Consider the following 22,287-nt stretch of genomic DNA (forward strand, 5'->3'; position numbering starts at 1 on the left):
CAACTCTACCAGTTGAAATGTCAACAAGTTGGTGTGGGGTTAGGGACGTCACTATGAGCAAACAAGGCCCGCCCGAGTGCGGACTTCTGTGGCTTTTCCCAATCAGGGGTGTAGTTTGGCTCGCACCCACCGGTCGCTGCTGGATATTGCCGCAATTCCCGGCAGAAGTCATGAATGTGTCGGCTATCGATCGCTGTAGGCACCTGGTGGGTCTCAGGTTCACGACTTGTGACGGGCCCAGCCGGTGCGTCGTCGGGGCGCGCCTACTTGAGCGAGGAAATGCCGATTGAACGCACGATCTGCTTGTTGAACGCGATGAACAAGATGAGCAACGGCAAGATCGACAGCGTGGTGGCCGCCATGACGAGCGTCCAATTGGCGGCGTATTGGGTCTGCAGGCCGGCCGTGGCGACCGTCAACACGTTCCACTCCTTGCGTGGGGACACGATCGACGGCCACAGGAAGTTATTCCACTGCGAGACCACCGTGATGAGCAGCAGCGTCACGAGGATCGGCCGGTTCATCGGCAACACGATCGACCACAGCTGGCGCCAGAAGCCGGCACCGTCGAGCTCGGCGGCGTCGAGAATCTCCTGCGGCAACGCCATGAAATTCTGCCTCAGCAAAAAGATCGCGTACGGCGAGCCGAGCATGAACGGCGCCACGATGCCGGCAAACGTGTTGCGCATCCCCCACTGACTCATCATCGTGAACAGGGGAATCATGGTGACAATCGCCGGGATCATCATCGTCGAAATGTAGGCCCAAAACAGGATCTGCCGGCCAGGGAACTCCAGGCGCGCGAACGCGTAGGCGGCCAAAATCGAGGAGAAGAATTGGCCGACCACCATCACCAACACCACCTGGAGGGTGACCGCCAGAGGCACAATGAAGTCGTGCTCGGTGAAAAGCCGGACGTAGTTATCGAACGTGAGCTCGTGCGGAAGGGAAAGCGCGCCTCGCTGGACGAGGTCGCGCTCGGTGCGCATCGAGGTCATGATCGAAAACACCAGCGGAAGCACGGTAATCAGCGCGCCCGCGATCAGCACCGCATACGTGAGCGCTGTGGCGAGGATCGAATTCTTCTTGCGGTAACGACGCTTCGTGGCCATGATCAGCTCATTTCGTACGTCATGCGCTTGGCGAAGTAGCGCTGCTGGACAATCGTGATCGCAACAATCAGCACCATGAGGAACACGGCCATCGCCGCCGCCTCCCCAATCCGCGGCGACGCGAAAGCCGCGGTGTAAATGCGGGCCGCGATGACGTCGGTGGTGCCGCCGGGGTAGCCGGGATTGCCGTCGGTCAAGCCGTAGACCAGGTCAAACACCTGGAACGACGAGATGAACGACGTCACCATCACGAAAAACGTGGTCGGCCGCACGAGCGGCAACGTGATCGACCACAGAGTGCGGACGGGGCCGGCGCCGTCGAGCGAGGCGGCCTCGTAAATATCGCGCGGAATGGACTGCAGTGCGGCCAGGAAAAACAGCGAAATATAGCCAATGTTCTGCCACACGTACACGAAGGCCACGACGGGGAGCGCTGTCGTCTCGCTGGCCAGCCACGCGACGCGGGTGCCCAGCAACTGGTTCAGCAGCCCCGACGGCGCCAACAGCCAGTTCCACACAATGCCCAGCGCGAGCGGGGCGGCCACCCATGGGATCACGTACATGATCTGCAGGATCCCGGAGCCGGGGAGCTTGCGGTTCAGGCCCACCGCGATGAGCAGGCCCAGCGCGATGGCGAGCGGGATCGCGATCGCAGAGAAGAGAACGGTCACGCGCACCGAATTCCAAAAGTCCGGCGAGGTGAACATCGTGTGGTAGTTCGCGAGCCCGACGAACGTGGGCGGGGAGATCAAGTTCCACCTGAGCAGCGAAATTGCCACAACGGCCACAATAGGCACCATGAGGAAGAAGCCCACACCAATGAGCGAGGGAATAAGCATCGTGAACGCCGTGGCCGCCTCCCGGCGCTTGCGTGCGGCGCGAAGAGGGCGCTCGTGCTTAGCCTCGCGGGGGTTGGCTGGGGTGGCTGGCTGGCTTGGGTTGGCCGGGTGCGCCTGGCTCGGTGCCGCCGGCTGTGCCCCGCGCGAGCCTCGCGATTCCGCGGTTCCTGCATCGGTGGCGTGTTGCGACATGTGACCACCTCCTGGTCATAGGCTAGAGCAACGAGGGCCCGCGCGCCTATCGGCCCGCGGGGTGGGTGGGAGCCCTGACAGTACTACCCTTAGCGCCGTGCGGTGCTGGCCGGGGTGATGGATAAGTGATGGATAGCACTGGCCTGGCGCTCGAAAGAACAGGCCTGTGCGCCGGATGGCCCCGCCTGGGCGTTGGATGTAACTGCGCTGGCGCCGGGCACCACGGCCCCGCACTGGATAGCCGGCCCGGCCGCCCGGTAATCACGCCGTGGCGCTGGTACTCGATATCGGCCCCTAATGTGCGTCACAATATTCACACTAGTCACACCTGTCACAGGCGCGAGCTTCCTCTCCAGTGTTCCCCGACAGAAGTCGTGAATATATCGACTGCCGATTTCTATAGGCACCTGGTCACCCTCAGATTCACGAGTTGTGTCGGCCGTGGCGTAGTGAAGGAGGGCGAAGCGGAGGCTGTGAAATGGTGGAAACGCGCGAAAAATCTAATCCACATCTTGCTCGGCGCTACAGCTGTCCACATTTGGCCACGTGGCGAAAACGGGCCGCCACGGACTTTGCCAATGTAGACGCATGTGGAACGGAGTGATCTCCCGCGCGGAATTGCAACAAGCTGGCCTGAACGGGCATCGCATTGCTGAGCTGAAGGCCAGCGGCAAGCTCGTGCACGTCAGCCGAGGTTGGTATGCCCAGAGAGACGCGAACCCGATGGTTGCGCTCGCGGCAGCCGGGCATGCACAGCTGGGATGTCTGTCTGCGTGTGAGCGGCATGGCCTCTGGGTGCCGTCCGAGCCAGAGCCGAGAATTCACCTTGTGGTTAACAACTCGGACTCGATCAGCAGAATCGCCAATAGACTCCACGACGCAACGAAAGGCCAGGTCAGACCAATCGTCCACCGGGGTGTTGTGAGCAAGAACGAGCTTGTCGCGGATGTCTGCCGGGCGGTCGAACATGTTGCGAGGTTTCATAGTGTGGAGCAGGCGCTGATTGTGATCGAGTCGGCGCTCAATCTGGGGAAACTGTCGGTCCCTGAGGTTGAGCACCTTCTTGAGATGATCCCCAAGAGTCGGGCGCGGTATCTGTGGAACTTTCAGCCGAACTCGCAGTCGGGGAGTGAAACTCGGGTGGCGCACTTTCTGCGCAATCGTGGCTTCACGGTTGTTCAACAGTTCTCGCCCGTGCCTAACTGGTACACGGACATGAAGGTTGGTAGCTCGTGGATTATCGAATGTGACTCCGTGGCACATCATGGTAGCCCGGACGACTTCGCCCGCGACCGACAGCGCGATCTCCTTCTTGCCGAAATGGGTTATGAAGTCACGCGCCTCAGTTACCGGCAGATCTGGGATGACTGGGCGAGCACGAGACGGGCGCTCATACGAATCGCGAACCGCAGGCGCTACCGCAAGGAACCCGAGTTCTCGTGGCGTGAGATCTAACTCGTGAGCCCAGGCGGCTGCTTGGCGGGCTTGGTCAGAGGATGTCTGGTGGGTGTCGGATTGCCGTAACCCGCCGATAGTGTTCGTTCCTGTGGCGTGCTCCGGGCGCGGCTGTCACAACTCGTGAATCTGAGGGCGGCCAGGCGTCTAGAGCGATCGTCAGCCGGTATATTCACGACTTCTGTCGGGGTGGCGGGAGTGCGCGCTGCCAGCGTGTGAAAGGCGTGAATTGTTGGGAGATTGTGACTATAAATAAGTGCCCGGCGTGAACTGGTGGCATAAGACACCAAGCGACAGCAAAGGCCATTAAATGGTGGGGTGTGCGAGCCAGCTAGGCCAGCCAGCCTAGCCCCGGAAGATCTCGCCCGTGCGCTGGTTTGTCCAGGTGATGAGGTAGCGCCTATCAAATACCCGCGAGCATCGCGGGCACGACCCGGCCCGCCCCAACCGCTGCCGCTCAAAGCGGTGACCGTTCGGGCACAATCCAACCCATAACGCCGGCGCGGTCGGCCACTTGGGATCCACGCGCGTGAGTCCATCCCCGCCGATCTTCAGGCAGGCGGCTCGCCATGCGGCGTCGTGCCCGTGACCTTCCCCGACCAGCGCATGCGCCACCTCGTGCAACACGAGCAGGCGCACCTGCTCCTCGCTATACAGCGTGATCAGCGGCCCCGACAGCGAGATCGTGCGCCGCGCATGACTCGTGTAGCCGGCCCGCCGCTTGGCGCGGTCGATTGCGAGGTCCCACCCGCGCAGGCCGTGCGCGTCCATGAGCCCCCGCGCAACCTCGCGAGCTCGCGAAACATCCATGCGCCGATTCTATCCACTCCCTCCGACAGCCTTCCGCGCCTGGCCCTGCCACCCGCCCCTACCCCACGGCCCCAGCCCCACCCCTCCACCCCAACAATTCCCTCGCGCCCCTTGCAAAGTGCCCTTCCGCGTACGCTACCGTTGAGGTATGCACGAGGTAGATGTCGTGGTGATTGGAGCAGGCCAGGCCGGGCTCGTCGCCGCGCATGAGCTCCAACAGCGTGGCGTGGCCGGGTACGCTGCGCAGTCGTTGCCGGCGCCGCGGGCGGCGGCGTCGTTCGTCGTTCTCGACGCCGAAACTGGCCCGGGCGGCGCTTGGCGCCACCGTTGGGACGGCCTAACGATGAAAACGGTCAACCACATCGCCGAGCTCCCCGGCCTGCATGCGCGCCCCGCGGCCGGCCCCGAGCGCGCCTCCGCGTTTTTGACCGACTATTTCGGCGACTACGAAGACACCTTCGACCTGCCCGTTTTCCGTCCGGTCAAGGTCCGCTCCGTTCACGACGACGGCGCGCGCCTCCGCGTCCACACGAACGTCGGCGATTTGTCGGCGCGCGTGGTGATCAATTGCACCGGCACGTGGGACGCGCCGTTCATCCCCTGGTACCCCGGCCGGGAGCTGTTCCGCGGCATCCAGATCCACACTCATGACTACCGCGATCCGGACGTGTTTTGGCGCAAACGCACGCTGGTCGTGGGCGGGGGAATCTCAGCGCTCGACCACCTGGATGATGTCTCGCGCGTGACGAAAAACGTCTTTTGGACCACCCGGACGCCCCCGCGTTGGCGCGACCCCTCCGACTTTTCCGTGGGCGAGGCCGCGGGCGGACTCACAGCCGAGGCCGGCCGCGTGATCGAGGCGCGGGTGCGTGCGCGCATGGACGCCGGGCTGCGACCGCTGCCCGTCGTGGCCGAGACGGGCTTGCCCCGCAACGAACGGGTGCTCGACATGGAACGCCGCGGCATCCTCAACCGCCGTGAGATGTTCGACCGGGTCGACCGCCACGGCGTCTGGTGGGGCGAGGACTACCTCGACCTCGACGCCATCATCTGGGCCACGGGCTTCCGCGCCAACCTGCGCCACCTCGCACCCCTCCACCTGCGCGAACGCGGTGGCGGCATCATGCTTGACAGCTCGCGCGCCGTCAAGGAACCGCGCGTTTACCTGCTCGGGTACGGCGCCTCGGCGTCGACGATCGGCGCCCGCCGCGACGCCCGCGCCGCCGTGGCCCAGATCGTCCGCGAGCTGTAGACGCGACCGGCGCGACGGCGCCGTGAAGCGGAAAAACTGTCGGAGGTCTGCGGTAGGGTGTGACGGGTAGGAGGATCATGGCTTCACACACAGACCTAGTTGCGCGCATCGGCGAGGCGGGCGCCGTGCCCGCGGACCGGCCGATCGACCGCGCGCGCCGCATCGTCACCGCCGGGACGCTCGGGGCGTTCCTCGGCACGATTCTCGCGCTCTTCTGGCTGCTCGGTTACCTCAGCCCGGCGCGGATGGTGCTGGCGGCGGTGCCGTCGGTGATCATGCTGGTCGCGTTCGTGGTGGTGTGGCGTTTTCTCGACGACGACGCCCGCGGTACGCCCATCCCCGTGATCGCGCGGACGCTGGCCACGGCGGAGAGCCCCTACTCGCGGTACATCAAGAAGGGCGCGAACAAGGGGCTGCTGGTGCCAGTGGTGGTGCAGCCAGTGGAGGGTGAGCCGTTTCGGTCGGTGATTTTGCTGCGCGAGACCGGCGGGGTGCAGGTGGAGGAGCCGGAGGTCGGGACGTTGATGGCGCTTCGGCAGGTCGAGCGCGGCATGGGCGAGCTGGCCAACATTGACCAGGTGACCCCCGAGCAGGAGGCCCTACGCGAACGGCTGGCGCGGCACCCGAGGCAACTGTCGAACCGGGCACCGGCGCTGCCGATGCGGCGCGGGAGTCTAGAGCGGGTGCCGGCGAGCGCGGCCGCCGAGTGGTGGGGTGCGCTCGGGGCGGGGCTCGCGGTGGTGCTGGCCTATATTTGGGTTATTTACTAGGAGCCGGGCTCGGCGACCGGCTACGCCAGTAGGTTGCGGATCCTCTGCGGCGACACCTTCCCCGCCGTCCTCAGCTGCTGGGCGAACAGCGACACCCGCAGTTCCTCCACCATCCACCTGGCCTGCCGCAATGTGGCCGCGCGCTCCGGATCGTAGGCACGATCCGTAGCCGCCTCCCGCTCATCGGCGACCAGATCCTCAATGTCGTGCACTTGCCAGGCGGCGGCATCGTCGGCGGCAGGGTTTTGCGCGGCTTTGTCGATGCGCATGGCCGCCGCCTGCAAGTACCGCACCAGGTGCGCCAGCCGCTCCTCCTCGGTGGCCCCGATGAAGCCCTCGTACACGAGCCCGGAGATCTGCTCGCGCACGTCGCTCACCGTGTTGATGAGCGCGAGCGAGCTGTTGGCCCGCACCTTGGCGTCGGCCTGCCCGTAGGCGCGCAGCACGCGCACCACGGTCTTGACCAGCGTATAGATCTCGTCCTCGAGGTGGTCGCGGGCGTAGTCCCGCAGTGCCACATAGTCGGCCCGGGCCCGCAGACGCCCGAGTGGCATGTCGTTCGCGGCGGCCCACCTGTCGGCAATGTTGCGCGCGGCGGCCAAATGCAGATCGTCGACCACCGCCGCCGTGTTCTTGTAAGGCGCCGCCGCCATCGTCAGCGACTCCTCCCCATTCCACCTGGACGTCACCCGCGCCTCCGGCAGCGTCAGCTCCGTGGCGAGCAGCCGGATGACCCCGCGCCGGTGGTCGCGCACTTGCAGCGCAGGCTCGGGCAGCACCCGCAGGCTCGCCCGCCGCCCCTCCGCCACCAGCGCCGGGTACCCGCGCACGGCCATCCCGTGCGGCCCCGCGGTCTCGACCACCGCCGGCAGCTCCTCCACCTCGGGCCAGGCTTCCATGCCGTCGACGCCGTTCGGCAGGCCCGCTCCCACGGCCCCGGTTTCTGCCTGCCCGGCCGACGACGACGCCGCCGCGCCGGCCCCGCGAGAACCGGACGAGTCGCCTCGGCCAGCGCGAGCGCCCGCGCCAGACGGCGCGCCCGCGCCCATCTCCTGCAGAATCTGCGCCCGCGCCTCCTCCAGCGCCTGGGCCACCGCGCCCTTGACCACGGACTCAACCGCCGTGCGGGTTTGCGGCGCGAGCCGCCGCTGCAAGTCGGTGATCGACGTGCTCTCGTCGAGCACGGCCCCACGTTCGGATCGCACCCGGAAGGTGATCTCCAAATGCGGCGGCAGGGCCACTTCCGCCCATTGCGCCGCCGAAATCTCCACGCCGCGAAGCGCGCGGACGGCGTCGTTAAAAGCGGACCGGAAGCTGGGGGCGCCGGTCTGGCCGTGGGCGACGTCGTCCCACGTCGGGAGCTTGCCCAGGATTTCGCGCGCGGTGTCGGGCGCGGGCACGAGGTGGCGCCGTACGGGCTTGGGGAGCGCGCGGATGGTGGCCACCACGAGCTCGTCGAGCATGCCGGGGACGAGCCAGTCGAAGCCGTCGTCGGTGAGTTGGGGCAGGAGGGTGACGGGCACGTCGATGGAGAGGCCGTCGGCGTGGGCGCCGGGCGTGTAGTGGTACTCGATGGGGAGGGTGATGTCGCCTTGCACCCACTGTTCGGGGAAGTCGGCGTCGCTGGCGGAGGTGGTGCCGAGGAGGAAGTCGTGGGTGAAGTTCAAAAGCTCGGGGTTCTTGTGGCGCTCGCGCTTCCACCAGGAGTCGAAGTGCCGCGCGGACACGATGCCCGCGGGAATCCGCTCGTCGAAGAAAACGAACCGGGCGGCGTCGTCGGCCACGAGCCCGCCCTGGCGAAGGCGCTGTTCGACCTCGTGGGCGTCGGCGAGAGCCTGCTCGTTGTGTTTGATGAAGGCGTGGTGGGCGCGCCACTGGTTTTGCACGAGCGCGTGGCGGATGAACAGTTCGCGGGCGAGTTCGCGCGCGGCCGGTGTGCCGACTTTCGACAGGAGGACGTTGCGGTCGGCGATGAGGGTCAGGCTGTAGAGTGTGACTTTCTCGTGCGCCATCGCGGCGCCGTGGCGGGTGGACCAGAAGGGCTCGGAGTGGGAGGTGCGCACCAGGTGCGAGCCCACTTCCTCCACCCATTCGGGCTTGATCTGCGCCACCGAGCGGGCGAAGAGCCGCGAGGTTTCCACGAGCTCCGCGGCCATCACCCAGCTGGGGTTGCGCCGGTGCAGGCCGGAGCCGGGCCAGATGATGAAGCGCGTGCCGCGGGCGCCTAGATAGTCCTTGCTGCGCTCGTCCCACGAGCCGAGGTTTGACAGGAGGCCCACCAGCATTGACCGGTGGATCTGGTCGGCGGCGGGGGTGTCCGCGCTTTGCCCGAGCGCCTTGACCGCGCGGGCCACGTCCTGGTTGTGCGAGTTGTCCTTGTCCTCGGCTGCCGCGCGGGCGAGCGCCGCACGCGTGGGGAGCGCGACCGGCTTGGCGTCCATCCCCAGTGGCCGCGATATTTCCCGCAGCTGCACGACGACGTCCTGCCACTCCCGGAATCTCAGCCAGTTGAGGTATTCGGCCCGGCACATGCGGCGGAAGGCCGACCCGGACAGTTCGCGCTGTTGGGTGCGCAGGTAGCGCCACAGGTTGAGGTAGGCGAGAAAGTCGGAGGTGCGGTCGGTGAAGCGGGCGTGGAGTTGGTCGGCTTGGGCGCGGAATTCGGTGGGCCGTTCGCGCACGTCCTGCACCGACATGGCCGCCACCAGTACCAAGACTTCGCCGGCGCAGCCGTTGTCGGAGGCGGCGAGGAGCATGCGGCCGAGGCGCGGGTCGATGGGGAGGCGGGCGAGGATCCGCCCGGTCTCGGTGAGCAGGTGCGTGCCCGCGCCCACCACCGTGCCGCGCGCGTTCGCCGACATCGGCACAAGCGCCCCGATCTCCTCGAGCAGCTGCAGGCCGGCCCGCACCTGGCGCATGTCCGGTGGGTCGATGAACGGGAAGTCCTCAACCGAGCCCAGGTTCATCGCGGCCATCTGCAAGATCACCGACGCTAACGACGTGCGGCGGATCTCCGGCTCCGTGAACTCCGGGCGCGCGGCGAACTCCTCCTCCGAGTACAGCCGGATCGCGATGCCGTCTTCCACACGGCCCGAGCGCCCCGAGCGCTGGTTCGCCGACGCCTGCGAGATCGGCTCGATCGGCAGGCGCTGCACCTTGGTTTTGTTGGAATAGCGCGAGATGCGGGCGGTGCCCGGATCGATGACGTAGCGGATGCCCGGCACCGTCAGCGAGGTCTCGGCGATGTTCGTGGCCAGGATGATGCGGCGGTGGGCGTGGGGCTGGAAGATGCGGCGCTGTTCGGCGCCCGACAGGCGCGCGAACAAGGGCAGGACCTCGACGGCGTCCGGCACCGACGACCGCCCGCCCGGCTCAACGTAACGGCGCCCGAGCTCCTCCTCGAACGCCTTGGCCGTGTCGCGGATCTCGCCCTCGCCGGAAAGGAACACGAGGATGTCTCCCGGGCCCTCAGCCATGAGCTCGGCGGCCGCGTCGAGGATGCCGGCCACTTGGTCGCGGGCCTCCTCGCGCGTGAGCTTTTCGCGGCCTTCAAAAGCGGGTGCGTGGTGGGGGCTGGGGGCGGTCGCGGCGTCGCCATCGCGACCGCCCGAGGGCAGGCTGGAAGCCGGGCCGACGGCGTCGTCGTAAAGCGGGCGATACCGGATCTCGACCGGGAACGTGCGCCCCGACACCTCAATGATCGGCGCCTCGTTGCCCGGGAAACCACCGTACATGTGGCGGCCGAAATGTTCGGCGAAGCGCTGGGAGTCGATCGTGGCGGACGTGATGATGACCTTGAGGTCCGGGCGGCGCGGCAGGAGGTTGGCGAGGTAGCCGAGGAGGAAGTCAATGTTGAGGGAGCGCTCGTGGGCCTCGTCGATGATAATCGTGTCGTATTTGCGCAGGTCGGGGTCGGACTGGGTTTCGGCGAGGAGGATGCCGTCGGTCATGAGCTTGACCAGGGTGGTGCGCGAGACCTGCTCCGTGAAGCGAACCTGATAGCCGATCGCGCCGCCGAGCTCCACGCCCAGCTCGTCGCAGATTCGGTCCGCCACCGAACGGGCCGCGATGCGGCGCGGCTGCGTATGGCCGATCATGCCGGTGATGCCGCGGCCAAGCTCCAGGCAGATCTTCGGTAACTGGGTGGTCTTGCCCGAGCCCGTCTCGCCCGCGAGGATCACCACCTGATTGTTCTCGATCGCCTCCGCGATGTCGGCGCGGCGCGCAGAGACCGGGAGCTGCGGCGGGTACGTGATCGCCGGGAGGGCGGCGCGGCGGGCCTCGAGCTCCGCGGGGATGAAGGGGCGCGGGCCGCGGGAGCGGCGGCCGGCATGCTTGGCGTTTGGCCTGCCGGCGCGCTTATTGGCGCGCTTGCCCACAGCCGTCTCGCCGTGCCTGGTAGGTGTGCTTCCGTCAATCATCGAAACCATTGTGCCACGTTGCTGGGCGGCAGGATTCGGCGACAGTGACGGTGTGGGCATTCGAGGTGATGTCGAGAGAATAAACCACTAAAGCCTATAGGTGTGTCGTAAGTAACATTGCGGGACAAGGGCCCTCCGGCACGGGTGTTCAGAGGAGCGTTGCCCCAGTTCGGGGGGGGGTGGGTTTCGTCCGCCCCAAGTCGTAGCTATGTCGGACGTGTTCATAGGATAAAACGATATTGTTTTCGGTGGCGCTAAATAGCAGTATAAGTGCATCAACATCTGCAGTGACCAATTCGGAGGCGGGGTGACCATGAGCAAATGTGCTGAGAGCGTCACGGCGCGTCTGCGTGCACTCGTTGCACTGACGGTGGTGGCAGGCCTGGCGCTGGTCGGGGGCGTGCCAGCCGCCGTCGCGCAAGATTCCTCGACGCCTTCCACGGTCGCAGAGGCGACCGACGCCGCCACGCAGACAGACGGCCAGACGGAACCTTCCGGCAGCGCCGACACCGAATCGGCGGAGCCGGGAACCGCCGAAAACGCCAACCCCTCGATTGACAGTTCCGAGGAAGCTACGCCCGAAACGCCAAGTGCCGATAATTCAGCGGGGGGGGGAGAGCAGCTTTCTGAGCTAGCCGCTCCGGATACGGCCGAGGGCGATCCGGAGGCAGATACGCAAGAGGGCGATCGGAGTTTCGCGGAGCCCAATTCTGACGGGTTCGAAGACTCGGGTCCGCTCATGTTCGCCGCACTGGGTGCGGCAGGCTCGGCGCCGGGTATCGAGGCCCTGTCCACGAACGGTGAGCTCTACCTTTTCAATCCGGCGACGGCGGACCTCGCCCCGTTGCCGCCGTACCTGCCCGGCATCCAGAACCTCACCTCCTACACGAGCCCCAACACCCGGCGGGAGGTTCGTCGTCCGCTGAGCAGCACCGAGTGTAAGGACGCCCGCCCCACAAGAACGGATGGCAAGTACTGCTACTTCTCCAAGGGCCTGAACTACAACGCTCTCGGCGTTGGGGAGGACGGCACTCGGTACGCGACGCTGAAGGTCGGGCAGACTGGCACCCCCTACGAGGGAAGGAGTGGCTCCTCAAAGGCGCCGCTTTTCCAAGTCTATAAGTACACGCCGGGCGACACGGAGTGGAGGAAGTTCGGAGACGAGTTCGAGTTCCCATACAAGAAGGTGCCGGGTGGCAACGAGCTCAAGGATCTCACCTTCAACGGCGGTCAGGTGGCCCCCGACGGAACGTACTACCTCGCGATCACGGATCGCGAAGGCCCGGACAATGACAAGCGCCTTGTCGCGCACGTGTACAAGATGACGCCCGATGGCAGGTTAGACAAGGTCGGCGACGTCCGCGATTCCGCGCCTGGGGGCTCGAATGGCGACAACAACGGCGACTTGACGTTCACCGAATCCGGCGATCTTGTGGTGGTGTTTTCCCATCTGCAGGCCGATATTCCGGGCAGCTCGAACGCGGGCTACAACGAGGTGAGCTTTGAGGTGGTGACACGGGAGACCCTCGCTTCGGCCCGGGGCGGCGAGCTCGCCTCCTATCACCTTGGCACTTCGAAAATTCGTCAAGGCCAGTCCATCGGTGAGCAAAACTCTGACGCGGCGCAGACGACGGGCATCTCGATTGGGCCCGACGGCTCGCTCATCACGTCGAACTACAAGAAGACCGACTCCATTTCGCATTTCTACCAGCACGACGCCAACGGTATTGCACGCGAGATTCGCTCGATGCCGCACGTCGGCGATCTGGGCACCTACTGGGAGATGGACCCGAACTCGCCGTGGGCATATCCGCTTGCCGCTTGGCGCGAAGAACGAACTGGCGCGGGCCGCCCCTACTATCGGCCAACGCCGTGGGTGGGCCAGATCTCCGATCTTGCAGGCGAAGCTGTCATCCCGTCCGTTGCCGTGAGGAAGGTCGTCAATGGCCGCGTGGACGCCGCCGACCAGTTCACGGTGAAAGTCGGGACGAACAACATCTCCCGGGAGGCGAGCACCTCAGGCGAGCAAACCGAGGTCACCACCGAGCGGCTCCCGGTGCTCGCGGGAACGCGGGTCACCCTCTCTGAGACGATCAACCGCCCCGGCGCCACGCTGGAGGGCTATACCGTCACGCTTCGCTGTGATGGCGGCGTCCAGCCCACGACGCCGAAGGTTTCGGGCGCCACGGCAACGGCGAGCGTCACCATTCCAAATGCCGTCGGTGACGTGGTGTGCACGTTTACGAACTCGGCGAAGGCCAACGGCAAGATGGAGTGGGCGAAGGTGAACGAGGACGGCGAGCTGCTCGCCGGCTCATCGTGGACGCTCGCACGCGAGGACGGCGCAACCTTCACCGTCGACGGCGCCACGCAGGAAGCGCCCAGCTTTACCGTCCCCGACGCAACAGCTCCCGGCGGCATCGACCAGGACACGGAGGAGGGTCGGCTGCTCCTCACCGGGCTTGGTCGCGGCACCTACACGCTGACGGAAGCGGTCGCCCCCGCGGGCTACGTGAAGTCGGGCAAGACCTACACGTTCACGATCAGCTCGCCGTCGCAGGAGGCACATAAGGTAGACCTCTACGACGGTCAAGATCCCGTGACCGGGCACAAGTGGCACAACGCGGTGGTCAACACGCCAATCAGGGGCTCGCTGACCTTCGAGAAGCGCGCGAAGCAAGGCGCGGCGGCCACGGGTGACGAGCCGCTGCTAAGCGGGTCGGAGTGGAAGCTGACGAACACGACGACGACCGACACGTGGACGATCACCGACTGCGTCGGCAACTCTCCCGCCGATTGCGAGCGCTCGGCGCACAACGACACAGACTCCCGGGCCGGAATTATCCAGGTCACGGGCCTCCCGCTCGGCACATACGAGCTGGTGGAAACGAAGGCTCCCGCGGGCTACGTCCTCGACGCGACGCCCACGACCTTCACAATCGCCGCCGACAACCCGGACGTGACGTTCGCGGGAGCGAAGGCGATCTACAACACACTACAGGCCGGACCTACGATTCCGCTCACCGGCGGGATCGGACGCGACTTCTACGCCTTTCTGGGTGCGGGGGTCCTCAGTTTCGCCCTGCTCATAAGGCTCGCGCAACCGCGTAAGCGTCACTGAAACAGGGCGAAGTTCAGCCCACAAGACGAAAGGTACTCGAGTGCAGTTTCTCAAGAAATTGAAGCAGCGCGCTGTGGCGACGACGGTCGTCGCCTTGGCTTCCGTCCTCACCCTCGGTGTGGGCGTTGCAAACGCCGCTCCGGGCGATATGCCGACCGGGCAAGGGTCGATTACGATCCACAAGCACAAGGAAGTCGGCAACACCAACCAGCTCAAGCCGGACGGAACTTCGGCCGCGCCGAGCGATCCGCTTAAGGGCGTGGAGTTCACCGTCACGAAGATCGAAGGTCTTGACCTGAACAAGAATGCTGATTGGCAGAAGGTCTCGACCCTGACTGTCGACCAGGTTGGTCAGAACGGTATCACCAGGGGTACCTCCCAGAAGGTGACGACCACTGAGGACGGATCGGTAGCAGTCAACAGCCTCGACATGGGCGTCTACCTCGTCGAGGAGACCGGGACGGGCGAGCACGCCATCACGAAGAAGGCGGCCCCGTTCTTCGTGACCATCCCGCTTCCGTTTGACGGCAAGTGGATCACCAACGTCCACGTCTACCCCAAGAACGTCGTCCAGACACCGGGTACTAAGGAAGTCTCGGACGACAAGGACACGCACAAGGTGGGTGACGTCCTTGAGTGGACCATCACGACGACGGCGACCACCGACACCCCGTCGGCATTCGGCGTGGTCGATGAGCTCAAGGACTACCTGAGCTATGTTGACCAGTCTGCGAAGGTCTACCTGAAGGACGCCATCGATCCGCTGACGGACGTTACTGTCGAGCCGCTCACCGGCGGGAAGAACGGCGTTAAGATCACGCTCGGCGAGACTGCGCGTGCACAGATCAAGAAGGGTGACACCGTCAAGTTCGTCCTCAAAACCACGGTGACCGCGATCCCCGAGAACGGCATCGTCGAGAACAGCGCGTGGCCGATCGACAACGAGTACAACCCCTTCGAGGATCCGAACGTCCCCACCCCGCCGATCGACCCGACCAAGGATCCCTACTTCGGCGACTACAAGTTCAAGAAGGTGGACGCAGATAACCCGGGCAAGGAGCTGTCGGGTGCCGAGTTCGGCCTCTACCAGTGCAATGGCGACCAGACCACCGGTGACCCGATCGTGACAGCGGTCTCTGGCGAAGACGGCGTCGTCTCCTTCACCGGCATTTACCTCGGAACGTTCGACAAGGGCACCGCAGCCGACCAGGCGACGAAGGAGTTCTGCCTCAAGGAGACCAAGGCTCCGGCCGGCTACGTCCTTCCTGACACGGTGACGAAGGTGACGATCAAGGCCGGTAAGGTCACGACCCCGACTGAGCAACTCACCACCGTGACGAACACCCCGCAAGACGGCCCGGATCTGCCCCTCACCGGTGCGGCGGGCACGGCGCTGCTGACCGTGCTCGGCTTGGGCCTCGTGGGCGCCGGCGTGGCACTCTACGCGGTGAACTCTCGTTCGCGTAAGCGGAGCTAACATCACCTAGAGTTGTGGGGGTGCCTCAGCACCCCCACAACTGTGTATCTACGCATGCGTCGCCTCGTCAGTGCCTTTATCATCGCGCTCCTCGTCCTAGCCGGGAGCGGGCTCATTCTTTACCCCACGATCGCCTCATGGAAAAGTCAGTGGGACCAGTCCAAGGTGGTCGACTCCTACGCCAACCTGGTCGACCACGTCGAGCCGGACCGCCGCGAACAAGTCCAAGAAGCACGCCAATACAACGATCTGCTCGCCTCTGGGGCTGTCGTCGGATCGAACGAGCACGTGCCGCACGGCTCCGGCGTCGTTGACCTCGAATCGAACCCGGACGTCCTGCCCTACGACCAGCAGCTGAAGGCTGGCGAGGCGGGGATCATGGGCAGGATCCGCATTCCGTCGATCGACGTGGATCTGCCGATCTACCATGGCACGAGCGAGGAGACACTACTTAAGGGCGCAGGTCATCTGGAGGGAACGTCGCTACCCGTGGGCGGGGACTCCACCCGGACGGTGATCACCGCACACCGTGGTCTGCCCGAAGCTACCCTCTTCAACAACCTCGACCAGGTCAAAGAGGGAGACACTTTTACGCTCGAGGTCTTTGGTGAGGTGCTGACGTACCGCGTCTTCTCTACGCAAGTGGTCGAGCCCCAAGACAGTCAAGCGGTGCTCGTTGAGCCCGGCCGCGACCTGGCGACTCTCATCACCTGCACCCCGCTCGGCGTCAACAGCCACCGCATCCTTGTTACCGGCGAGCGCATCATCCCCACCCCTGCCGCCGACGTCGACAGCGCCGGCCAGGCCTCCGAGCTCCCGCGGTTCCCCTGGTGGCTGCCCATCTCCATTGCGGTGTTGCTCCTCATTGCGGTCTACCTCGGGCGCGAGATTGTGCTCTACCGGCGTGAGGCCCGTGTTGCTAACAGGTGAGTTTGGTGGTTTTGGTCCGGAAATCTGGCGTTTTCGGGCTCAGATTCACTAGTTAGCCACGGGTCGACCAGAAGAGCCCGCCGCGCCCGCCGGCACGGGCTGGCAGCCCGGCCCTACCACGCCGCCTAGAGCCACCCCTGGTCCTGGGCGGCCCGCGCTGCCTCGCTCCGCGTAGTGACGCCCATCTTCCCGATCGCCGAGGACAGGTGGTTGCGCACCGTCCCCTTGGACAGGTGCACGCGCCCCGCAATATCAGCCACTTTCCCGCCTTCGAGGGCGATGCGCAGGATCTCGCGCTCGCGGGCAGTGAGGGGGTTCGCCCCGGAAAACAGGGATTCGGTGGCGAGCGCCGGGTCGATCACGCGCTTGCCGGCGTGCACGCCGCGGACCATGTCGGCCAGCTGTTCGGCGGGTGTTTCTTTCACCACGAACCCGCGTGCCCCGGTCTCCAGCGCCCGCTGCAGGTAGCCCGGCCGCCCGAACGTGGTCACCACCAGACACTTCACCTCCGGCCACCGGCCCGCGATCTGCCGCGTGGCCTCGATCCCGTCCATGCCGGGCATCTCGATGTCCACCAGCGCCACATCCGGCGCCACCTTGCCCACCAGCGCCACGAGTTCCTCGCCGTCCCCGGCCTCGCCCACCACCTCGATGCCGTCCTCAAGCGAGAGTAGCGCGGCGAGCGCGCCCCGCACGAGCGCCTGGTCATCAGCGAGAACAACGCGTATTGGGCTCACAGTTCCACCTCGATTTGCGCCCCGCGCCCGCCCGGCCCGGGGCTTGTCACCTTCAGCCTACCGCCGGCGTTCTCCACGCGCTGGCGTAGCCCGCGCAGTCCGTTGCCCTCGGACATCGGCGAGAACCCCACACCGTCGTCGGCCACCACGATCCTCTGTGCACCAATCTTGATCCACGCGTGTCGCGCCCCCGAGTGGCGCACGATGTTGGTCATCGCCTCACGCACCACCCAGCCGAAGAGGATGCGGTGGCTGGGGTCGGCGTCGTCGGCGCTGCCGGTGATGGTGAGGGCGATGCCGGCGTCGTCGGCGACCTCCTCAATGTGCGTGAGCTCCGCGGCCAGCTGCCGCCCGGCGAGCCCGGACACGGTGGAGCGGACCTCGGCGATGGCTTGCCGGCTGAGCTGGTGGATGTCGGCGATTTCGGCGCGGGCGCGCTCGACGTCGCGGTCGAGGAGTTTGTTGGCGAGCTCGGATTTGAGGGAGATGACGGTGAGGGTGTGGCCGAGGACGTCGTGGACGTCGCGGGCGATGCGCTCGCGTTCGTCGAGGGTGGCTTCGCGGCGGGCGGCGCGCTTGTCGCGCTCGGATTGGCGCGTGAAGTAGCTGCTGCCGATGGTGGAGACGTACACGGCCACCGCGATGAACCCCAGGGCCCACATCCCGTCCCCCGGCAGGCGCGAGATCAGCCCGACGACGACCGCACACAGCAGCCCTCCCGCCCAATACCCGATGCGCGGGGGCAGGGTGATGACGAGCTGGGCCACCACGTAGATCCCAAGTGCGGCGGCGCCGGGGTAGACCGCGGTGTTGGCGATGAAGATGGCGCCGGACACGGCGACGGCTACTGCCGTGGCGGGGTAGAAAGTGTCGGAGAAGGGGTCGGGACGGGTGAGCGCGTAGGCGGTGCCGGTGATGTACGCGGCGGCGAAGAGGGCCAGGCCCCCGAGCTGGACAGCCTTCAGCCACGCGGGCTCCGTCTGCCCGAGGATCTCCACCACCGGATTGATGAGGAACACCAGCCACACGAACGCCATTGCCATGCCGCCCACCTGCTCGCGCAGCTCTTCGCGTGAGCGTTTCACGACGCCGTCGCCCCGGCCCGCGCTGCCCGCCCGGCTTGTGCTGCCCGACCAGCCCGCTTCGCGTCCGCGCCAAGCACGGCCGGTGCGGCCGGCCCCCTCGGCACCGGCCGCACCCTCAGCGCGCCTGCTCACTGGCGTTCACCCCGGCGTCGTAGGGCGAGGGCGGCGAGGCCGATGAACACGGCCGTCCACACCCCGAAGGACACGAGGGCCTGCCACAGTTCGTCGGTGTAGGCCTCGCCCTGCCCGGTGGTCCACATCCCTTCAGCGACGGGCCAGCGGGCAAGCGTGATGTAGCCCCACATCGGGGTGAAGCGGGAGGCCTCGAGCAGCTTGCCGGACAGGGGCACGAACAGGTTGCCGGCGAAAGCGAAGAGGAGGACCAGGGCGTTGACCACCGACGTCGCCGACTGCGAGCGCATCACGTAGCTGAGCGCCAGCCCGACCAGCGCGAACGGTAGCGCGCCCACCGCCACAATGAGGAAGGACCCCACCCACGCCCACGCCGTGCCCTTCGCGCCGGTGGGTGCCGCGACCGCGTAGATGATGGCCACGGTGATGAGGGCAAAGGCCGCGGCGGTCAGGGACTTGTTGAGCGCGTAGCGCCCGGCGGTCAGCGGGGTGAGGGAGATCTGGCGCCCCCACCCCTGCAGCTTTTCCACCCCGGCCTGGGAGGCGAGGCTGGCGGTGGCGGCCACGGCGCCGTAAGCGGCCATGCCCACCATGATCGCCATGGCGAGGTTGCCGTTCGCCGCGCTCTCCTGCCCGTAGCTCTGGGCCGCGCCGAAGATGAGGTACATGAGCACGGGCACCCCGATGATGAACAGGACTCCGGGGTCGCGCAGCATGCGCTTGAGGTCGATGGCGATCATGTTAGGCTCCAGTCTTCTCGGTCGAGGTCAGGGTGAGGAAGGCGTCCTCGAGCGAGGCCTCGGTGATGATGAGGTCGGTGATGGGGTGGGCGAGGAGGATGCGGGCGGCGTCGTCGGAGTGTGCCGTGCGCACCTCGAGGGTTTGCCCGTCCCACGACGCCGTGGTGCCCGGAAGCGCCGCAAGCTCGGCGGCGAGCGTCTCGCGTTCCGTGGCCGGCAGGGCGCAGGCCGTGGCCCGCACGTGGCGTAGGCCCGCGATCGAGCGCACCTGGGAGGTCGGCCCGTCGGCGACGATGCGGCCGGCGTTCATGAGGATCGTGCGCTTGGCGAACTCCTCGGCTTCGGCGAGGTAGTGGGTGGCGAAGATGACGGTGCGCCCGTGGTGGGATTCCTCGTAGATGTTGGCCCAGAATTCGCGGCGGGCGGCCACGTCCATGCCGGTGGTGGGTTCGTCGAGGATGAGGACGTCGGGCTCGGGCAGGAGGGCGAGTGCGAACTTGAGGCGCTGCTGTTCGCCGCCGGAGCACTTGCCCACGCGGCGCCCCGCGATGGGGGTGAGGCCGGTGCGCTCGATGACGGAGTCGATCGGTTGGGCGCCCGGGTAGCACGCGGCGATGTAGGCCACGGACTCGCGCACGGTCATGTCGGCCAGTAGCCCGCCGGTCTGGAGGAGGGCGCTGATGCGGCCGGCGCGGATCGCCGCCACCGGGGTGCCGCCGAGCACCGACACCTGCCCGGAGGTGGGATGGGTGAGGCCGAGGATCATGTCGAGCGTGGTGGTCTTGCCGGCCCCATTTGGGCCAAGGAGCGCGACCACCTCACCCGGCTCAATCACCAGGTCAATGCCATCCACGGCGGTGACGTTGCCAAACTTCTTCGTAAGCGCCTTGGCGCTGATTGCGTTCATGACTCCATTGTGCCCAGCCACCCGCGCGCGCAGAAGTGCCGGGTGACCGGACTTTTCCATGACCACTGTCATGGGTTTGCCGTGTCACCCGGCACGGGCGAGCCGCCGGTCCGACAGAAGTCGTGAATATACCGGCTACCGGTTCCTATAGGAGCCTGGTGGACCGCAGATTCACGAGTTCTGACGGAGCCACCGCCTGCTAGTCGTTCTTGCGCGACTTTTGGGACAGCACCATCGCCTGGATCGGTGCGGTGGCGACCACCGCCGCGAGCGTGAGCGCAATGCCGAGGCCGACCACCCACACGAGGATGACGAGGTTGTCGGTGTTGGCCTTTTGCTCGGCGAAGGTGCCGAGTAGGGCGCCGAGGCCGATGGTCACGGAGAGCATGAGCAGCAACGGCGGGATAACCTGCCACAGGCGGGCCTTGAGGAGGGTGGAGTAGGGCAGGCCGATCCGCATGAGGGCGGCGGATTCCTCGGCGCGGTCGAACACGTCGGAGGCCTGGTGGATGAGGGTGCCCGTGGCGCCCAGAATGAGGGAGAAGGCGAGCGCGATCGCGACACCCTTGGTGATGTCGCCGGTGAGGGTGCGTCTGAGGTTGTCCACGTCCTCGTTGATGCTGCCGTAGCCGGTGACGTCCATGGTCATGATGAACACGACCACGGAGGCCAGGAGCGCCATGAGCGAGATCGCGGAGATGTTGCGCCATGCGGCGCGGGGGTCGTCGAGGACGCGGCGGGTGCCGAGCAGGCGCGGGGTGCGGGCCGTGACGGCCACGGGGCGGGCGGCCATCTGGATGAACAGTGGGCCGGCCAGCGACACGGTGAGGAAGAAGACCATGAGCATGAGCGCGGACAAGAGGAAGTTTGCGATGGTGGAGGTCTCTGGGTCGAGGTTCTGCATCATGACGCCCAGCACCGGGATCGCGGCGACGACGCCGATCACCCGCCAGTATTTCATCGCCTTCGGGGTCTCCCGGCGCGAGACGCCGAGCGGGGAGATGGACACGCGCCACAGGCCGGCCAGGGTGGAGCCGATCGTGATGACGGCGACCAGCGCGGCGGCGGCGAGCCAGCCCCACCAGGGCAGGAGCATCTCGGTGGTGGTGATGGGCAAAGTGGTGAAGCTCATGTTCGACCACGCGGGCAAGGTGAGGAGGTAGATCGCCCCGCCGATCGTGAAGCCGACAGCGGCCTGGATGAGGGTTTCCACGAGGGTCATGAGGTTGACCTGGCCGGCGCTGAGTCCGATGAGGCGCAGGGAGGCGAGGCGGCGGGCGCGGCCGTTCGCGCCGAGCCGGGCGGCCGAGGCGCCAAGGGAGAGGAGGGGGATAATGAGCAGGCCGAGCGCGAGCACCGCCAGGCTCATGTAGACCCCGCTCAACCCGTCCGTGACGTCGAGCGGGACGCCCTGCTCGAGTAGGCGCGGGCCCGTGGTGTCCAGCCGCTCGTAGAACATCCACACGCCCCCGGCGGTGGTGAGCAGCAGCCAGGAAGAGACGGAGAAGGCGACGACGGCGAGCGCGTCCAACAGCGCGTGCCCGCGGGCGTTGCGGATCCGGGAGGTGGCGAGGTGACCCGTCATCTGCAGCGTGTTCATCGGGCCACCTCCGCGCCCTGCACCTGCGACATTGGGCGATCGGTGTGGATGAGGCCGTCGCGAATCTCCACCAGGCGGTCGCACCAGGAGGCGACCTTGAGGTCGTGGGTGACGACCACCAGGGTGGTGCCGTTCATGCGGGCGGTGGTGGACAGCAGCTGCATGACCTCGTGGCCGGTGGCCTGGTCGAGCGCGCCGGTCGGCTCGTCAGCGAAGATGATCGCCGGGCTGGAGACCATCGCGCGGGCAATCGCCACGCGCTGGGCCTGCCCGCCCGACATCTCGCCCGGGCGCTTCTTCGCCTGCTCCGCCACCCCGAGGCGGTAGAGCCACTCCTCGGCCCGGCGCAGGCCCTCCCCGCGCTTGACCCCAGCGGCGAACAGGGGCAGCGCAACGTTCTCCCGCGCGGTCAGCTCCGGAACCAGCTGCCCGTCTTGGAACACGAAACCGAGGCGCTCGCGGCGCAACTTCGACCGGCCGGCGTCGTTCAGCGACGTGACGGAGGTGGTGCCAAGGCGCACGTCGCCGTCGTCGGGAACAAGGATGCCGGACAGGACGTGCAAAAGCGTGGATTTGCCGGACCCCGAGGGGCCCATGACGGCGACGAGTTCGCCCGCGTCGATGTGGAGGTCGACCCCGGCGAGGGCGTGGACCTTACCGTACGTTTTTACCAAGTGCGTTGCATTGAGTTCGTTCATGGTTCCATT

Annotated in this window: 16 protein-coding genes; 6 read left to right on the plus strand and 10 right to left on the minus strand. The window is 66.4% G+C overall.

All coding sequences use genetic code 11. From position 1 onward, the window contains the following. Nucleotides 1–263: 263 nt before the first annotated feature. Nucleotides 264–1,112, minus strand: coding sequence for a carbohydrate ABC transporter permease (locus tag HMPREF3174_RS02235; RefSeq protein WP_068538907.1), 849 nt, complete (start codon nucleotides 1,110–1,112; stop codon nucleotides 264–266). A 2-nt stretch (nucleotides 1,113–1,114) separates the two neighbouring features. Beyond that, nucleotides 1,115–2,143, minus strand: a complete 1,029-nt coding sequence (locus tag HMPREF3174_RS02240; RefSeq protein WP_082661094.1) for a carbohydrate ABC transporter permease — start codon at nucleotides 2,141–2,143, stop codon at nucleotides 1,115–1,117. 588 nt (nucleotides 2,144–2,731) lie between these two features. On the opposite strand from HMPREF3174_RS02240, the gene HMPREF3174_RS02245 reads away from it, so the two are divergent. After that, complete coding sequence (locus tag HMPREF3174_RS02245) at nucleotides 2,732–3,598, plus strand: type IV toxin-antitoxin system AbiEi family antitoxin domain-containing protein (RefSeq protein ID WP_143602073.1); 867 nt, start codon at nucleotides 2,732–2,734, stop codon at nucleotides 3,596–3,598. 345 nt (nucleotides 3,599–3,943) lie between these two features. Here the strand turns inward: HMPREF3174_RS02245 and HMPREF3174_RS02250 are convergent, their stop codons facing one another. Beyond that, entirely contained in the window at nucleotides 3,944–4,408 is a 465-nt protein-coding gene (locus HMPREF3174_RS02250) for a SprT-like domain-containing protein (RefSeq protein ID WP_082661093.1), read from the minus strand. Between the two features lie 148 nt (nucleotides 4,409–4,556). On the opposite strand from HMPREF3174_RS02250, the gene HMPREF3174_RS02255 reads away from it, so the two are divergent. Continuing rightward, complete coding sequence (locus tag HMPREF3174_RS02255) at nucleotides 4,557–5,660, plus strand: NAD(P)-binding domain-containing protein (protein ID WP_068538906.1); 1,104 nt, start codon at nucleotides 4,557–4,559, stop codon at nucleotides 5,658–5,660. Between the two features lie 77 nt (nucleotides 5,661–5,737). Then, on the plus strand, nucleotides 5,738–6,430 hold the full coding sequence (locus HMPREF3174_RS02260) for a hypothetical protein (protein WP_068538905.1): 693 nt from the start codon (nucleotides 5,738–5,740) through the stop codon (nucleotides 6,428–6,430). Between the two features lie 20 nt (nucleotides 6,431–6,450). On the opposite strand, the gene HMPREF3174_RS02265 is transcribed toward HMPREF3174_RS02260, so the two are convergent. Further along, nucleotides 6,451–10,851, minus strand: a complete 4,401-nt coding sequence (locus HMPREF3174_RS02265; protein WP_083297653.1) for a DUF3418 domain-containing protein — start codon at nucleotides 10,849–10,851, stop codon at nucleotides 6,451–6,453. 313 nt (nucleotides 10,852–11,164) lie between these two features. Between HMPREF3174_RS02265 and HMPREF3174_RS02270 the strand changes: the two genes are divergently transcribed. The 3 genes from HMPREF3174_RS02270 to HMPREF3174_RS02280 are packed head-to-tail and all read left to right on the plus strand — an operon-like array spanning nucleotide 11,165 to nucleotide 16,379. Beyond that, a complete protein-coding gene (locus HMPREF3174_RS02270) occupies nucleotides 11,165–13,972 on the plus strand; it encodes a SpaA isopeptide-forming pilin-related protein (RefSeq protein WP_148132146.1) in 2,808 nt (935 codons plus the stop codon). A gap of 40 nt (nucleotides 13,973–14,012) precedes the next feature. Next, nucleotides 14,013–15,449 carry a SpaH/EbpB family LPXTG-anchored major pilin gene (locus HMPREF3174_RS02275; RefSeq protein WP_068538902.1) on the plus strand — a complete coding sequence of 479 codons (1,437 nt, stop codon included), beginning with the start codon at nucleotides 14,013–14,015 and terminating at the stop codon, nucleotides 15,447–15,449. Between the two features lie 54 nt (nucleotides 15,450–15,503). Next, nucleotides 15,504–16,379: a class C sortase gene (locus HMPREF3174_RS02280; RefSeq protein ID WP_062612787.1), complete on the plus strand. Its 876-nt coding sequence runs from the start codon at nucleotides 15,504–15,506 to the stop codon at nucleotides 16,377–16,379. A 125-nt stretch (nucleotides 16,380–16,504) separates the two neighbouring features. Here HMPREF3174_RS02280 and HMPREF3174_RS02285 read toward each other — a convergent pair whose 3' ends face one another. The 6 genes from HMPREF3174_RS02285 to HMPREF3174_RS02310 all read right to left on the minus strand — a co-directional run bounded on the left by HMPREF3174_RS02285 (nucleotide 16,505) and on the right by HMPREF3174_RS02310 (nucleotide 22,278). Beyond that, entirely contained in the window at nucleotides 16,505–17,116 is a 612-nt protein-coding gene (locus tag HMPREF3174_RS02285; RefSeq protein WP_070447666.1) for a response regulator transcription factor, read from the minus strand. Beyond that, entirely contained in the window at nucleotides 17,113–18,201 is a 1,089-nt protein-coding gene (locus HMPREF3174_RS02290) for a sensor histidine kinase (RefSeq protein ID WP_068538900.1), read from the minus strand. The genes HMPREF3174_RS02285 and HMPREF3174_RS02290 overlap by 4 nt, the downstream gene beginning before the upstream one ends. A gap of 128 nt (nucleotides 18,202–18,329) precedes the next feature. Beyond that, nucleotides 18,330–19,073, minus strand: a complete 744-nt coding sequence (locus HMPREF3174_RS02295) for an ABC transporter permease (protein ID WP_068538899.1) — start codon at nucleotides 19,071–19,073, stop codon at nucleotides 18,330–18,332. 1 nt (nucleotide 19,074) lies between these two features. Beyond that, nucleotides 19,075–19,980, minus strand: coding sequence for an ABC transporter ATP-binding protein (locus HMPREF3174_RS02300; protein ID WP_070447668.1), 906 nt, complete (start codon nucleotides 19,978–19,980; stop codon nucleotides 19,075–19,077). Nucleotides 19,981–20,179: 199 nt separating this feature from the next. Then, nucleotides 20,180–21,580, minus strand: a complete 1,401-nt coding sequence (locus HMPREF3174_RS02305; RefSeq protein WP_062612779.1) for an FtsX-like permease family protein — start codon at nucleotides 21,578–21,580, stop codon at nucleotides 20,180–20,182. Next, nucleotides 21,577–22,278, minus strand: coding sequence for an ABC transporter ATP-binding protein (locus HMPREF3174_RS02310; RefSeq protein ID WP_062612778.1), 702 nt, complete (start codon nucleotides 22,276–22,278; stop codon nucleotides 21,577–21,579). The genes HMPREF3174_RS02305 and HMPREF3174_RS02310 overlap by 4 nt, the downstream gene beginning before the upstream one ends. Nucleotides 22,279–22,287 lie beyond the last annotated feature (9 nt).

This window comes from Trueperella sp. HMSC08H06, from assembly GCF_001808465.1.
Taxonomy (GTDB): Bacteria; Actinomycetota; Actinomycetes; order Actinomycetales; family Actinomycetaceae; genus Trueperella; species Trueperella bernardiae.

Excerpts from the sequence above, each read along its gene's own strand:
- HMPREF3174_RS02260 (WP_068538905.1), top strand. The coding sequence starts at position 5,738 with ATGGCTTCACACACAGACCTAGTTGCGCGCATCGGCGAGGCGGGCGCC.
- HMPREF3174_RS02250 (WP_082661093.1), bottom strand. The coding sequence starts at position 4,408 with ATGGATGTTTCGCGAGCTCGCGAGGTTGCGCGGGGGCTCATGGACGCG.
- HMPREF3174_RS02255 (WP_068538906.1), top strand. The coding sequence starts at position 4,557 with ATGCACGAGGTAGATGTCGTGGTGATTGGAGCAGGCCAGGCCGGGCTC.
- HMPREF3174_RS02280 (WP_062612787.1), top strand. The coding sequence starts at position 15,504 with ATGCGTCGCCTCGTCAGTGCCTTTATCATCGCGCTCCTCGTCCTAGCC.
- HMPREF3174_RS02295 (WP_068538899.1), bottom strand. The coding sequence starts at position 19,073 with ATGATCGCCATCGACCTCAAGCGCATGCTGCGCGACCCCGGAGTCCTG.
- HMPREF3174_RS02235 (WP_068538907.1), bottom strand. The coding sequence starts at position 1,112 with ATGGCCACGAAGCGTCGTTACCGCAAGAAGAATTCGATCCTCGCCACA.
- HMPREF3174_RS02270 (WP_148132146.1), top strand. The coding sequence starts at position 11,165 with ATGAGCAAATGTGCTGAGAGCGTCACGGCGCGTCTGCGTGCACTCGTT.
- HMPREF3174_RS02240 (WP_082661094.1), bottom strand. The coding sequence starts at position 2,143 with ATGTCGCAACACGCCACCGATGCAGGAACCGCGGAATCGCGAGGCTCG.
- HMPREF3174_RS02305 (WP_062612779.1), bottom strand. The coding sequence starts at position 21,580 with ATGAACACGCTGCAGATGACGGGTCACCTCGCCACCTCCCGGATCCGC.
- HMPREF3174_RS02265 (WP_083297653.1), bottom strand. The coding sequence starts at position 10,851 with ATGATTGACGGAAGCACACCTACCAGGCACGGCGAGACGGCTGTGGGC.
- HMPREF3174_RS02245 (WP_143602073.1), top strand. The coding sequence starts at position 2,732 with ATGTGGAACGGAGTGATCTCCCGCGCGGAATTGCAACAAGCTGGCCTG.
- HMPREF3174_RS02300 (WP_070447668.1), bottom strand. The coding sequence starts at position 19,980 with ATGAACGCAATCAGCGCCAAGGCGCTTACGAAGAAGTTTGGCAACGTC.
- HMPREF3174_RS02310 (WP_062612778.1), bottom strand. The coding sequence starts at position 22,278 with ATGAACGAACTCAATGCAACGCACTTGGTAAAAACGTACGGTAAGGTC.